We start from the raw sequence: 13147 nt of genomic DNA on the forward strand, positions 1-13147 counted from the left end.
CCCAGAGGAAAATCAGGCGAGTTTAGGGAATGTCGCGATCTTTTTTTGCAGATGGCCTTCATTACTCTGCGGCGCAATATCACGAAGATCGCGAATAAAACGCGCCTGCCAGTGGTTAATATCGTTCTTACGGATCGTTTCCATCATCTCGGCATGGCGGGAAATACGCTCCGTGAGCGGCATCGTCAGCGCACGGTTGAGGGCATTCGCCACGTCGTCACGATCGTAAGGGTTGACGATAAGCGCAGACGTCAATTCATTGGCGGCCCCGGCAAACTGGGAAAGCACCAGCACACCCGGATCGGCGGGGTCCTGGGCGGCGACGTACTCTTTCGCGACCAGGTTCATCCCGTCCCGCAATGGCGTTACCAGCCCGACATCCGCATAGCGGAACACTTTCATCAGGATCTTACGGTCAAAGTGTTGATTGAGATAAAAGAGTGGCGTCCAGCCCAACTGACCGTAGCGGCCATTAATGCGCCCTGCTTCCGTCTCCAGCTGGTGACGAATATCCTGATAAGCCTGCACTTCACCGCGCGAGGTGGGCGCTATCTGCGTATAGCGGATTTTACCGTGATGCTGCGGATACTTCTCCAGCAGCGTTTCATACGCCAGGAAACGTTCTGGCAGCCCTTTGGAATAATCAAGACGCTCCACCGAGAAGATATTCTTCACGTGCTTGAGTTCATTCTTAAGCTGCGCCAGTTTGGGCGGCAGCGGACCGGAAGCCTGCTCGGCAATCTCTTCAGGTTCAATACCGATGGGATACACTTCAGTGTGGAATGTCTTGCCCCAGGCCGTATGGGTTTTCCCCCCTTTGGTCACCACTCGCGTTTTGCCGGACACAGAATCAAGGAACGCAAGTCGATCATTCTCGGTCTGGAAGCCCAGCAGATCGTAGTCACACAGCGCATCCAGCAACTCTTCATGCGGCGGCAGCGCGGTAAAGATTTCCGGCGTCGGGAACGGAATATGCAGGAAAAAGCCAATCCGGTTATTCACTCCCCTTTTACGCAACTCTCTGGCGAAGGGCAGCAGGTGATAATCGTGGATCCATAAAATATCGTCTTCCTCGATTAAAGGCAGCAGTTTATCCGCCAGCAGCGAATTCACCCGCGTGTAGCCTTCAAAGGACTCGCGCTGGAATTTAACCAGATCCAGACGATAGTGAAACGCTGGCCACAGCACAGCATTGGAGAACTGCGAGTAATACTCGTCATAATCTTTTTCGTTTAACGCAAACGACGCCCACGTAATATTTCCGCGCGTCACTTTCTTGAGCGGTTTCTGTTCTTCACTGATTTCACCATTCCAGCCAAACCACAGCCCACCGGCGGCTTTTAAGGCACCTAATACCCCAACCGCCAGGCCACCTGCACTGGATTTTTTATCATCAGGCGGTGCAATTCGGTTAGAGACGACGACTAAGCGACCCATAATGGTTTCCCCCTTTGTTTTGCGCTATTTGTTGTTGTTGCTGGTTAGCGATGTCAGATATCCACTGCCAGACGCTGGCGACATCCGCCAGACGCCATTCGGCGACAGTCTCACCAGGCCCGACCTTGATGGCGATCCCTCCGGCCTGATTCACCACACGAAACCCTGCCTCATCGGTCAGGTCATCCCCAATAAAAACGGGCGTCCTGCCGTTAAAAGGCGGTGTCGCCATAAACGCCGCAATCGCCGCGCCTTTATTGATCCCTTTAGGTTTAAGCTCCACCACGCATTTACCCGGCTGCAGCGCCAGCTCCGGATGTGCATTTGCTATAGCGGTCGCAAGCGCAAGCACAGCCGCTTCGTGCTGCGGCGCCTGGCGATAATGCAGGGCAAAAGCCATCCCTTTGGCTTCAAGCTCCGTACCGGGCAGTTCTGCCAGCGCAGACGAGAGTTGTACCTGTAGCGCCTGGATTAATGCATCGGGGAGTGAAACGATATGCGTTTGATCATGGATGTCGCGGCGCTCCGCTCCGTGTACACCGGCCAGCGGAAAGCGATAAGGCCTGGCAAGCTGGTCCAGTTCGGCCATCGAGCGCCCTGATATCAATGCCACTGCTCCCTCAGTCACCTGCGAGAGCTGATGCAACTTCTGAAGAACCGTGGCGGGGATCGCCACCAGGTCAGGATGCGGCTTTATCTCGGCGAGCGTACCGTCGAGATCAAAAAAGAAAGCATAGTGTCCGGGCAGTACAGGCGGTGCAGTTAACAAGTCAGCCACCCTATTCCTCCTTACGGTTTACGAGAGGTAAACGCCTTTACCTCTTTCATAGCCATGTAAGTATAGACAGTGTGACGTCGCTCGCCATTTGACAACCGCCCCGCCAGCAAAACTGGCGAGGCGGTTCGGGGGTCAGCTAAGGTTATTAGTTGAGCAATATAAAGATAGGAAAAACCTCAGACGGTACGCTTCGCTTTTTGCTTGTAACGGTCGAATATCACCGCTGCCAGCAGGATCAGCCCACGAACGACGTACTGAGAGAATGGCGAAATATTGAGCAGGTTCATGGCGTTCTCTACCGTCCCCAGGATCAGGATACCGGCCACCACATATGAGATTTTTCCGATGCCGCCTTTCAGGGAAACGCCCCCCAAAACACAGGCTGAAATGACGATCAGCTCATAACCGATAGAGGTCATTGGCTGGCCACTGGTCATTCGCGACGCCAGAATAATCCCTGCGGCTGCAGAGACCAGCCCGGAAAGAACAAAGATAATAATCTTGGTACGCACCACCGGCACACCGGCCAGACGTGCGGCTTCTTCATTGCCCCCGATAGCCAGGGTATTACGGCCAAACGTGGTCCGGTTGAGCAGGAACCCGAACAGGATAAGACAGGCCACGGTCAGCCAGATTGGCGCTGGCAGCCCCAGCCAGTTAGCGTAACCGAGGGTAAAGAAGCGCTCGTCTTCAATCCCCACCGCTTTACCGTCAGAGATGATATAGGCAAGACCACGCACAATTTGCATGGTCGCAAGCGTTGTGATCAGGGCGTTAATCTTCAGACGAGCAATGACAAAGCCGTTCACCAGACCGCTGAGCACGCCCAGTAACAGACCCGCCAGCACGCCAATCCACAGGCTCTCCGTCATGTTGATTACCACAGCCGTGGTGACACCGGCACAGGCAATAACCGAGGCCACCGACAGGTCAAAATCGCCCGAGGCCAGACAGAACAGCATACCGCAGGCCACCATGCCGGACATGGAAATGGCCAGCCCCAGCCCTTTCATATTAATAAAAGTGGCAAAATTAGGAACGAAGATCGCACAGGCGACAAACAGCGCGGCAAAAACCACCAGCATGCCGTACTGATCCCAGATTCGGCCAAAACTGAACGCCGACTTTGGCGCTCCGGATGTAGTAACAGAGGACATCATTAACTCCTTACTCAGGCGACAGCCTGGCTGACTTTAGGCATGGCGAGATTCAACGCCTGTTGTTCATTCGCCTGTTCATGAAGCAATTCACCGGCAATTTCCCCTTCACGCATGACGACAATGCGATCGGCGACGCCAAGCACTTCAGGCAGATCGCTGGAGGCGAAGAGCACCGCCACGCCGCGTTTTGCCAGTTCATAGATCACGTTATAAATCTCGTGTTTTGCCCCCACATCGATACCACGCGTCGGTTCGTCCAGTAAAATGACCTTCATATCCTCCGACAGCCAGCGGCCCAGAATGGCCTTCTGCTGGTTCCCCCCGGAAAGATTCATGATCAGCTGTTCCGGTCCCGGCGTTTTGATATTGAGTGAACGAATGTGGTGATCGGCATTGCTCGATTCCCAGCTATCGTTGATCAGGCATCCTGCGCGAATAAATTTGCGACGGGCAGAGATATTGATGTTGTCACGCACCGAATGCACCGGAATAATCCCCTCCGCTTTGCGATCTTCCGGGCAGAGCATCATGCCTGCCTTAATCGCGTGGGCGGGCTTCTGAATATCCACCGCTGCGCCGTCAATAGACACCACGCCCTCGGTAATGCGCGTGCCGCCGAACAACCCTTTCATTAACTCGCTACGCCCTGCGCCCACCAGGCCGAACAGTCCGACGATTTCACCGCTGCGTACCGATAACGAAACCGGCATGCGTACTCCCGGCGCTTTTACATTATCCAGTCGCAGGCGTTCAGGGCCGTACTCACGCGGTTTCCAGTGGTAAATGTCCCCCAGATCGCGTCCGACCATCGCCTGGACAAGCTGGTCATGGTTCACCTGCGCCATATCGCTAAAGGTGCGCACATAGCGGCCATCTTTAAACACGGTGATGGCGTCGCTCAGGGCAAATATCTCTTCCATACGGTGCGAAACATACAAAATCGTGCGGCCTTCCTGGCGTAACTCCCGGATCACGCGGAACAGGTTTTCGATTTCACGTGCGGATAGCGAACTGGTGGGTTCATCAAAGGCAATAATTCTGGCGTTACGCGCCAGGGCCTTGGCAATTTCAACCATCTGCCACTGGCCGATGGAGAGGTATTTCAGCGGCGTCTGAGGATCGACGTCCAGCCCAAGATGTTTAAGCTGCAGCCCTGCTTCATAATTAAGTAGCGAACGATTAACCACGCCGCTTTTGTGCGGGAGCTGTCCTAAATAGATGTTCTCGGCCACGGTCATCTCTGGGATCAGGTGCAGTTCCTGATAGATAATGGCCACCCCGGCATTAAGCGCCGCCGTGGTATCAGCAAAAGCCACCTCTTCGCCACGAATGGCCAGTGTGCCGGTCGTAGGGGAATAGTTGCCGCTGAGGATTTTCAACAGCGTGGATTTTCCCGCGCCGTTTTCACCCATCAGGGCATGGACCTGGCCGGGATAGCAGTCGAAACTGATATCGGTCAGCGCGTTAACACCGGGGAACGTTTTCCCGATGCCGCGAAATGAGAGATACGGATCAGACTGTCGCATAACGTCTCCGTGATTCCTGTAGTGTGTACGTCTGGCCCCTCATGGTGAATGAGGGGCGCAATCACAGCGTATTACTTACCGCCCAATCCTTTTTTCGCCAGTTCCTCTTTGAAGTTGTCGCGGGTAATCAGCACCACGTCGGTCACTTCAGTAAATTTCGGCGGTTCAGCCCCTTTGGTCACCCAGTTGTAGAGCATTTCACTGGATTTGTAGCCGTGTACGTCCGGGCTTGGCAGCAGAGAGCCATAGAAGCCGGTCGCCTGCGCTTTGGACAGTTCGCTGACGGCGTCAACGCCGTTGATGCCGATACCGATAACATCCGGAGCTTTGAAGCCCTGACCTTCTGTCGCACGCACGCCACCCAGCACGGTGTTGTCGTTCATACCGACCACCAGCCAGTGTTTAACTTCCGGGTGTTGAACCAGCATTGAGTTCGCGGCGTCGAACGCGCCGGGGATATCGTTGGATTTGGTAGGAACTTTATAGATCTGTTTTTCCGGGAAGCCGGCGGCTTTCAGAGCGTCCATGGAACCGGTAGTACGACGACGTGCAGTATCCAGCTCATCAGCCGTGATGGCCATGACGCCCGTCTCTTTTACATCCCAGCCGCGCTTTTGCATCTCTTTATAGAGTTCCTGACCCTGGCGCTCACCAATTTTGGTCGCGGCCATCATTACCAGCGGCACGGTGTCCATTGGCTTGCCTTTGGCATTGACGAACTGATCGTCAACGGCAATAACCTTCATGTCGTAACCGCGCGCTTTAGCCGCAATTGCCGACCCCAGTTTTGGATCGGGTGTACAGATAACGAAACCTTTCGCACCGCTGGCCGCCAGGCTGTCGATGGCGTTCAGGGTTTTTTCACCGTCAGGCACGGCGATTTTAATGACGTCAAAACCTAAATCTTTTCCGGCTTTATCGGCGAATTTCCACTCAGTCTGGAACCACGGCTCTTCTGGCTGTTTTACCAAAAAACCGAGTTTTAAATTCTCTGCGATAGCGGATTGTGACATAACAGCAGCCAGACCAACGGCCGCCAGCGCTTTAGTAAATTTGTGCATGGTAAACTCCAGCTTTAGCATTCTTTTCTGTAGGGAATATTTGCGTGCTTCTTATTTAATCGGACTTAAAACAAGGCATTAGCGCTTACCTCGTCATAAGCGTTATTGCTGGTGATAGTTTTAGCGGGAAATTAATCATCCATAAGAGAGCGCCATCACACCGCAGAATTACAGTAATTGCGTACATAAATTCAGCGGAAAATGACATAAAAATGGCAGGAATTGTCGGACAAATGAAACGGGGTTAAGCAGAATTATCCATAAGATCAGCTAAGAAGTCCCTGAGCGCCGGACGCTCTAGCATCCGGCGGGAAATTTACCAGGCGTAATAGATGTGGTCAGCGTGATCGCGAACGGGCGTTTCGTCACCCAACAGTCGAGCAGCAAGGGCCAGCGCAAAGTCAAAAGCATGACCAAGACCTTTGCCACTGAGCAGGTTTTTATCCTGGACGACCGGTGCATCCACATATTCACCGTCTTTTACCGTCTCCCATAAATCCCCGGAGCAGACGTAGCGACGCCCCCGAAGCAGCCCATTTCCCCCCAGCACGCGCGCCGCTGCTGAACAAATAGGGCAAATCAGCTTTCCGCGCGCGTCATGTGCAGAAATAAAACGGATAACCTGCGGATCCGCGGCCAGATTTGCGCTGCCCTGGGGTCCCCCGGGTAGAACAATCGCATCGTAAAGCGAATCGCTGCGTTCTGATAAGGTGCTGTCTGCCACCATGGGAATGTTATGGTAACTGACCACTGCACGCGACTGCGCGCAGGCCAGAGTTTCCACGTCGATGTTCAGCCGGCGCAAAATATCAATGGTGATAATCGCCTCTGCTTCCTCAAAACCGGGTGCCAACAGCACCGCAACCTTTGCCATCATAAACCTCAATGATTGAAACAAGATAAAACAGTGTTTCATTTTTACATAATCATTAAGAACAATCTTGCACGGCGATCACACACTCATCTTTTAGCGATAAATTGATTTAGCGCAATTTTATTCCTCAAAATATATCCTGATTGATTGATCTGTTTTTCACATCGTCACAGAAGATTCTGTTGCCTTAATATTTTCACTCTTGAAAAAACGAGACAAACAATACACAAACACATAAAAATCAATTAGTTATCAATATGTTAATTTATATCCACCTGTTTTCATTTCTGTACTATATTAAATTTTGTAATGTATGGTAAACACAGCCTAATTAAGAGTTTTCTTAGACAGAATACAAGGGTATGCTTATTTATATCGAACACAGGAAGTGAATATTCGATCGACTTTTGTCGCCGCAGAAATGCCATTTCTGCATTCCATTATATGTGCCTGCCGGGTCAGGTTAGCCGCGGACATCACGTCCCACAGTCAATAAGGATATGAGTATGACTACCCAAACGATGATGCAAAAACTCAATGCCCAGTTGAACCTCGAGTTCTATGCCTCGAATCTGCACCTGCATATCAGCTCGTGGTGTTCCGAAAACAGTCTCAATGGCTCCGCCACTTTTTTTCGCAGCCAGGCGCAAAGCAACGTCACCCATATGATGCGTGTTTTTAACTTCATGAAAGCCGCAGGGGCGAACCCAACCGTAAAAGCGCTTGATACGATCGACGATAACTACTCTTCTCTGGAAGAATTGTTTGAGAAAACACTGGAACAGTACGAACAGCGTTGCAGCACGCTTAACAAGCTGGCCGATGAAGCCAGAGCACAACACGACACCAAAACCCTTAAATTCTTACGCGATATGGATAAAGCGCAACAGCAGGACGGCATGCTGCTTAAAACGCTGGCGGACGAAATCCATAACGCGCAGCAGGCGGGTTTATGTCCGGAACAAACCGACCGTCATCTGCTTGACCTTGTGACGGTACAGCACCACTGATCATTTTTCCTGCTCCCTGCGAGGCGCGCTTTTCGGCCCACCGGGAGCAGGTTCCCCTTCTCGTCGCCAACCTTCTGCTTTTGCTCAGATTTAACAAATCAGATCTCGCTCTCAATGATTAACCACACAACATGTAATGATTTATTTAATTACATTATCATTGACGAGGGAGCATCATGATCACCATTGAGTTTATTGTCATCCTCCTCTGCCTGCTGACAGGTACGCGTTTCGGCGGCATGGGGCTTGGGTTGATAAGCGGTATTGGGCTTTTTATTTTATGTTTTGTCTTTGGTCTGCAACCCGGCAAACCGCCGGTTGACGTGATGCTGACCATTCTCGCCGTCATTGGGTGTGCCGCAACGCTTCAGACCGCAGGCGGCCTGAACGTCATGATGCAATTTGCTGAGCGCCTGCTGCGCAAACATCCTCAACACATCACGCTTCTCGCCCCTTTTACCACCTGGATGCTGACCTTTCTTTGCGGGACCGGACACGTGGTGTACACCATGTTTCCCATCATTGCGGATATCGCCCTGAAAAAAGGGATCCGCCCGGAACGCCCAATGGCCGTGGCATCAGTGGCATCGCAGATGGCAATTACGGCCTCGCCGGTCTCCGTGGCCGTTGTGTCACTGGTCTCCATTCTGGGCGCGCAGCATGGGCTCGGCCACGCGTGGGGAATACTGGAAATTCTCGCCGTCTCGGTTCCTGCCTCACTGTTCGGTGTGGCGATTGCTGCGCTGTGGAGTTTGCGTCGCGGGAAAGCGCTAGCGGACGATAAGGAGTTTCAGGAAAAGCTCAAAGATCCGAAGCAGCGTGAATTCATCTACGGCGGGACGGAAACGTTAATGAATCAACGTTTTCCAAAACAGGCCTACTGGTCCACGTGGATTTTCTTCGCCGGCATTGCCGTGGTTGTCCTGCTGGGGGCATTCCCTGACCTGCGCCCTGCATTTGAGATAAAAGGAAAAATGACGGCGTTGTCGATGAACCTTGTCATCCAGATGATGATGTTAATTGCCGGTGCCGTAATGCTGATGGCCTGCAAGGTCAATGCGTCTGCCATTTCTAACGGCGCGGTGTTTAAGGCGGGTATGGTCGCGATCTTCTCGGTGTTCGGGGTGGCGTGGATGAGCGATACCTTTTTCCAGGCGCATCTTGATGAGTTAAAGCTGGCGCTGGAAGGCGTGGTGAAAAGCCATCCGTGGACCTACGCGATTGTGCTGTTCCTGGTATCAAAGCTGGTGAACAGCCAGGCGGCAGCCCTGACGGCCGTTGCGCCTATGGGGCTGATGCTGGGAATCGACCCGAAAATGCTGATCGCCTTTTTCCCGGCCTCTTACGGCTATTTTGTCCTGCCGACCTACCCAAGCGATTTAGCCTGCATCGGCTTTGACCGTTCGGGCACAACCCGCATCGGCAAATTTATCATTAACCACAGCTTTATTCTGCCGGGATTAATTGGCGTTAGCTGCGCGTGTGCGGCGAGCTATCTGCTGGTACAGACGTTCTTTTAAGGTGAGCGAAGGGCGACAAACGGTCGCCCTTTTTAGCGTCAGGCGGGCTTTAGTGAGACTCGCCCTGCGGCGTGAATCGCAGTTCAATCAGCGCGATGGCTTTCTGAATAGCGCGAAGCGTGACCGGGTCAGCCGCAGCGGGATGGCTGTTGAAATCGATATTTTTCAGCTGCGTGGACATCTTCTCGCGCACTTCAACCGGCGCAATAACATCCAGGACATCAAGGATTTGTTTGATAACTAACTGACAGGCGACAACGTCAGACACCAGCTCCTGATCGGCGCTCAGGTTTTGTGACATGGGGCTTTCTCCTTATTTAAAGGCCGCCATAGTAACAAAACGCAGGCCCATTCATCTCCCTCTCGTCGCTTACGGGCACAAAAAAACCCGCCGAAGCAGGTTTTTTTCATCAGAACATTGCGCCCGGTGGCACGTCTTTAAAAGTGTTGCAGTAGTTAGCCCACATACTTTTCAGGATTTTGCGAAGTTTCATCAGGTAGCTCCATTAACTTGTTATACAACTTTATCGTCAATGTGCTTATAATATGACCATCGTCACAAAAATCAATATTTTTGTGACGCGCATCACAATTTTATTCTTCGTGCCAAACCTGAAAAGTGGGGCTCACGGCACCTGAAAGCGTCAGCCTACGATCCCGCGAACAAAAGCTTCGATTTCTTTGTCCTGGCAATTCTCAAAGAAGCACTGCTGGAAACGCTGACCCGAAACGGCCGTCTTCACCAGCTCGGGATCGATTGTGCGCAGCGTATCCAGATAGTTTTCTTTCACGACCGCCGCTTTAACCTGGTTCAGAATACCGGCGTTACGCACCTGCGGCTCTTTGCGCTCGGGCGGATAACCTTCACCGTTTCGACCAGTGAACGCTTTTTCAAAGATAAACCGAACGTTCAGTTCAGCCCCCCAACCGAAGCCTTTGGCAAACGGCAGGGAGAGCGCGTTACCGTTGTTGATCTGAGCAAACAGGAACGCATCCGCAGGATCAATGCAATAGCCGCAGATGACGCCCGGATGGATGTTCAGCGACATCAATGCTCCCTGCCCCGTACCGCAGCCGGTCACAACAAAATCAACGGCTTTCGCATTCAGTAAAATGCTCGCCATAATCCCCAGATGGATATAGGTCAGGTGATGGTCATTCTCGTCGCTCATGCCCACGTTATAAACCGGGAACCCTTTTTCATCGGCTACCGTTTTCAACTCTTTCAGTATCACTGGGTTTTTCGCGGCCTGGCTGTTTTCCATCATCAGTGCAATTTTCATTTCATCTCTCCTGAATGCGTGGCGGGAGATCCCGCTATGGATACCTTTACCTGTTCACCCTACTATCAAACAAACAACCTTTCAAATTAAATGAAAGGTTGTTTTAAAAAACAAAGACGGGTTCACAATTTAGCGAGAATGAGACCGTACGCCAAACGTGCATTAAAAAGTTAAAGCAAACCTGTTGCCGCTTCTGCCCGTTAGCTAGACTGCAAAAGTACACGCTAAAACCGTATGGGGTTGACCTGTGAATCAGCGCTGCCGGATGCTTCGCTCCCTCTTTCTACTCGCGTTGACGGGTCTGTTGCTTGCTTGCCCCCCTGCCCGGGCAGAAGAGCCTGTACCGGTCTGGATCTTTGATGCTAACAACTTCGAATTCTGGCGCACACCGCAAGGAGAGTGGCAGGGTTTTTATCCTGAACTGATTAAGGCCATCAATAAACAGGCGGGTACGCAGCTGCAGCTGCGGCCGCTCTCCGGTGCCGATATTAGCCAGCGTTTTGCACAAAATGAGTATGGCGTGTATGCCGGGGTATTGCGCACGGAGAAGCGAGCCAGAACCAAAATTCTCTCAGCACGTTTATTTGATAACGACGTGGTGGCCGCCAGCCCAACGATGACGGTGACAACCGCCGGACAGCTCAGTCATGCCCGGGTGCTGTTCCGTAAAGATGACGCGACGCTCGACAGCGTGCAACAACGTTATCCCGACCTTAAATTTCGTTCTCTGCGACTCGTCGCCACCAGCGATGAAGCTTTTCGCTTACTGAGCGACAACCAGGCTGATTTCTATATTAATGACGCTCCGGAGATGGAGAATACCCAGCGCTATTATCTGGTCTCCCGGCCCTTTCCTGAGCTACGCATTCCTGTCGTCCTCGCCTTCAGCCCTGACCTGCTTCCCCTGCGGGATAAAATCAATGCGCTAATTGGCACCTGGTATCGCAACGGCGAAATCAACACGATGCTGGAGGAGAGCAAGCGCAATTACCTGCTAAGCCGTATCACCCTGTCAGAGGAGGAGCGAACCTGGATCGCGCATAACCGCCTGCAGATCAACCTGCCCAAAAACGAGAATTTTGCCCCGCTTATCTGGCGGGACAGCAAGGGCTACCACGGCACAGCCATTGATATGATTAACGACATGCGCGATTTACTGGGCATGAAGGTTGAGGTCAATTTTATCGATCACTATTCGAGTCTTCCGCGACAGCAGTGGGCGGTTCGATTGATTGATATCGTTGATCGAAGCGACAGTGCGCATGCACAGGGCCGTATCGGCCCCGACATCGCCTGGCACAACGCCTATTACAATCGCAGCAGTCAGCCCTTCTTGTGGAACGAAGAGAGTATTCGCAGCCAGCGCGTCGGCGTACTCGACGGTTCGTTTGCCGCAGCCTATTTACGCCAGCGTTTTGGCAGCGATGTGATCATCGTGACCCGGCCAACCATTGACGGTCTTATCGACGCGATTGAGAACGATGAGATTGACTATATTCTGGGCGACCTCAGTTCGCTGGAGTCCACGCTTCGCGGCAACGAACTGTTTCGCGGGGTGCTGAAAGTCGCGGGGGTCACCCGCTCTGAATTTATTATTGGCCCGTGGGTGGACCCGCAGCATCCGCTCTTTCATCTGCTGACTCAGGTTCATCGCCTGTCAGAATACCGCACACAAATAGAACGTCAGGATGAGCAGAGTTACTTACCCGATTTTTCTAAAAACACGCTGAAGATTATCAGCGTGATTTTGCTGATCGTGGCCCTGTTCAGCATCGGTATGCTGATCATGATGCGTCGCCATTTACGCCAGAACCGGATGGTTAACCGCAATATGGTGCAGGCGCTGGAGAAGGTAAACCGCGCGCACGATGACGAGACCGGCAGCCATATTCAGCGCGTAGCCCGATATTGCGGCTTAATGGCGCGTGAGCTTGGGCTTTCGCGCAAAATGACCCGTGAGATAGAACATTTTGCCTCACTTCACGATGTCGGAAAAATTGCCGTGCCGGAGCGTATTCTGCGTAAGCAAGGCCCGCTGACCCAGGACGAGTTTGCCGAGATGAAACTTCATACCGTGAAAGGGTGGCGGATTATTCAGGGCTTAGAGCTGGGCGCAGTTGCGGAGAATATTATCCATTTCCATCATGAAAAATGGGATGGCAGCGGATATCCGCAGGGGCTACGGGGAGAACAGATCCCGCTGGAAGCCCGCATACTGGCGCTGGCCGATGTGTATGATGCCCTGAGGCAAAAGCGGGTCTATAAGCCGGGATTCACTCACGAGCAAGCCTGCAAAATCATTCTGGAGGGTGACGGCCGCCATTTTGACCCGCAGCTTATTGCGCTGTTTCGCCTGCATCATCTTAAGTTTAAAACCATTTTTGACAGCCTGGCCGACTAAACGGCCCGTCGCAAAGAGAAAGCGCAGATTGCCCGGCTATTCCTCGCATTGCGACTCACATCTGCAGGTACGATAACGTATTTCCACTCACTCAGAG

At 52.5% G+C, this 13147-nt stretch carries 12 protein-coding genes; 3 read left to right on the top strand and 9 right to left on the bottom strand.

Features of this window, described 5'->3' with window-relative positions; genetic code table 11:
- Nucleotides 1-12 precede the first annotated feature (12 nt).
- From otsA to ACMGG3_RS09585, 6 genes are all read right to left on the bottom strand, one after another.
- Nucleotides 13-1437: an alpha,alpha-trehalose-phosphate synthase gene (gene otsA / locus ACMGG3_RS09560; protein ID WP_014170680.1), complete on the bottom strand. Its 1425-nt coding sequence runs from the start codon at nucleotides 1435-1437 to the stop codon at nucleotides 13-15.
- The gene (otsB, locus tag ACMGG3_RS09565) at nucleotides 1412-2215 is read right to left on the bottom strand and encodes a trehalose-phosphatase (RefSeq protein ID WP_331704428.1); all 804 of its coding nucleotides are present in this window, start codon (nucleotides 2213-2215) and stop codon (nucleotides 1412-1414) included. Before otsB ends, otsA begins: the two co-directional genes overlap by 26 nt.
- Nucleotides 2216-2391: 176 nt before the next feature.
- Nucleotides 2392-3372, bottom strand: coding sequence for an arabinose ABC transporter permease AraH (araH, locus tag ACMGG3_RS09570; RefSeq protein WP_014884358.1), 981 nt, complete (start codon nucleotides 3370-3372; stop codon nucleotides 2392-2394).
- Between the two features lie 14 nt (nucleotides 3373-3386).
- Nucleotides 3387-4901: an L-arabinose ABC transporter ATP-binding protein AraG gene (araG, locus tag ACMGG3_RS09575; protein ID WP_050736994.1), complete on the bottom strand. Its 1515-nt coding sequence runs from the start codon at nucleotides 4899-4901 to the stop codon at nucleotides 3387-3389.
- 71 nt (nucleotides 4902-4972) lie between these two features.
- The gene (gene araF / locus ACMGG3_RS09580; RefSeq protein WP_020883371.1) at nucleotides 4973-5962 is read right to left on the bottom strand and encodes an arabinose ABC transporter substrate-binding protein AraF; all 990 of its coding nucleotides are present in this window, start codon (nucleotides 5960-5962) and stop codon (nucleotides 4973-4975) included.
- 316 nt (nucleotides 5963-6278) lie between these two features.
- Nucleotides 6279-6836 carry a DJ-1 family glyoxalase III gene (locus ACMGG3_RS09585; protein ID WP_032679709.1) on the bottom strand — a complete coding sequence of 186 codons (558 nt, stop codon included), beginning with the start codon at nucleotides 6834-6836 and terminating at the stop codon, nucleotides 6279-6281.
- Nucleotides 6837-7342: 506 nt separating this feature from the next.
- Here ACMGG3_RS09585 and ACMGG3_RS09590 point away from each other — a divergent pair.
- Together ACMGG3_RS09590 and ACMGG3_RS09595 are read left to right on the top strand one after the other, a co-directional pair.
- Nucleotides 7343-7846 carry a non-heme ferritin-like protein gene (locus tag ACMGG3_RS09590; protein WP_020883369.1) on the top strand — a complete coding sequence of 168 codons (504 nt, stop codon included), beginning with the start codon at nucleotides 7343-7345 and terminating at the stop codon, nucleotides 7844-7846.
- 176 nt (nucleotides 7847-8022) lie between these two features.
- Nucleotides 8023-9366, top strand: a complete 1344-nt coding sequence (locus tag ACMGG3_RS09595) for an anaerobic C4-dicarboxylate transporter (protein WP_020883368.1) — start codon at nucleotides 8023-8025, stop codon at nucleotides 9364-9366.
- A gap of 49 nt (nucleotides 9367-9415) precedes the next feature.
- On the opposite strand, the gene ACMGG3_RS09600 is transcribed toward ACMGG3_RS09595, so the two are convergent.
- The 3 genes from ACMGG3_RS09600 to ACMGG3_RS09610 form a co-directional block, all read right to left on the bottom strand.
- Nucleotides 9416-9667 (bottom strand): DUF2766 family protein, encoded by a 252-nt coding sequence (locus ACMGG3_RS09600; RefSeq protein ID WP_014170688.1) that lies wholly within the window; start codon nucleotides 9665-9667, stop codon nucleotides 9416-9418.
- A gap of 109 nt (nucleotides 9668-9776) precedes the next feature.
- The gene (azuC, locus tag ACMGG3_RS09605) at nucleotides 9777-9860 is read right to left on the bottom strand and encodes a stress response protein AzuC (protein WP_014832437.1); all 84 of its coding nucleotides are present in this window, start codon (nucleotides 9858-9860) and stop codon (nucleotides 9777-9779) included.
- Between the two features lie 150 nt (nucleotides 9861-10010).
- Nucleotides 10011-10649, bottom strand: a complete 639-nt coding sequence (locus ACMGG3_RS09610) for an RpiB/LacA/LacB family sugar-phosphate isomerase (protein ID WP_163326612.1) — start codon at nucleotides 10647-10649, stop codon at nucleotides 10011-10013.
- A 247-nt stretch (nucleotides 10650-10896) separates the two neighbouring features.
- Between ACMGG3_RS09610 and ACMGG3_RS09615 the strand changes: the two genes are divergently transcribed.
- Nucleotides 10897-13050, top strand: a complete 2154-nt coding sequence (locus tag ACMGG3_RS09615; RefSeq protein WP_414149812.1) for an HD domain-containing phosphohydrolase — start codon at nucleotides 10897-10899, stop codon at nucleotides 13048-13050.
- The last annotated feature ends 97 nt before the right edge of the window (nucleotides 13051-13147 follow it).

The organism is Enterobacter sp. BNK-18, assembly GCF_047456135.1.
GTDB lineage: Bacteria > Pseudomonadota > Gammaproteobacteria > Enterobacterales > Enterobacteriaceae > Enterobacter > Enterobacter ludwigii.

Coding starts and splice junctions, on each gene's coding strand:
- otsA (WP_014170680.1), bottom strand. CDS start 1,437: ATGGGTCGCTTAGTCGTCGTCTCTAACCGAATTGCACCGCCTGATGAT.
- araH (WP_014884358.1), bottom strand. CDS start 3,372: ATGTCCTCTGTTACTACATCCGGAGCGCCAAAGTCGGCGTTCAGTTTT.
- araG (WP_050736994.1), bottom strand. CDS start 4,901: ATGCGACAGTCTGATCCGTATCTCTCATTTCGCGGCATCGGGAAAACG.
- araF (WP_020883371.1), bottom strand. CDS start 5,962: ATGCACAAATTTACTAAAGCGCTGGCGGCCGTTGGTCTGGCTGCTGTT.
- ACMGG3_RS09585 (WP_032679709.1), bottom strand. CDS start 6,836: ATGGCAAAGGTTGCGGTGCTGTTGGCACCCGGTTTTGAGGAAGCAGAG.
- ACMGG3_RS09590 (WP_020883369.1), top strand. CDS start 7,343: ATGACTACCCAAACGATGATGCAAAAACTCAATGCCCAGTTGAACCTC.
- ACMGG3_RS09595 (WP_020883368.1), top strand. CDS start 8,023: ATGATCACCATTGAGTTTATTGTCATCCTCCTCTGCCTGCTGACAGGT.
- ACMGG3_RS09600 (WP_014170688.1), bottom strand. CDS start 9,667: ATGTCACAAAACCTGAGCGCCGATCAGGAGCTGGTGTCTGACGTTGTC.
- azuC (WP_014832437.1), bottom strand. CDS start 9,860: ATGAAACTTCGCAAAATCCTGAAAAGTATGTGGGCTAACTACTGCAAC.
- ACMGG3_RS09610 (WP_163326612.1), bottom strand. CDS start 10,649: ATGAAAATTGCACTGATGATGGAAAACAGCCAGGCCGCGAAAAACCCA.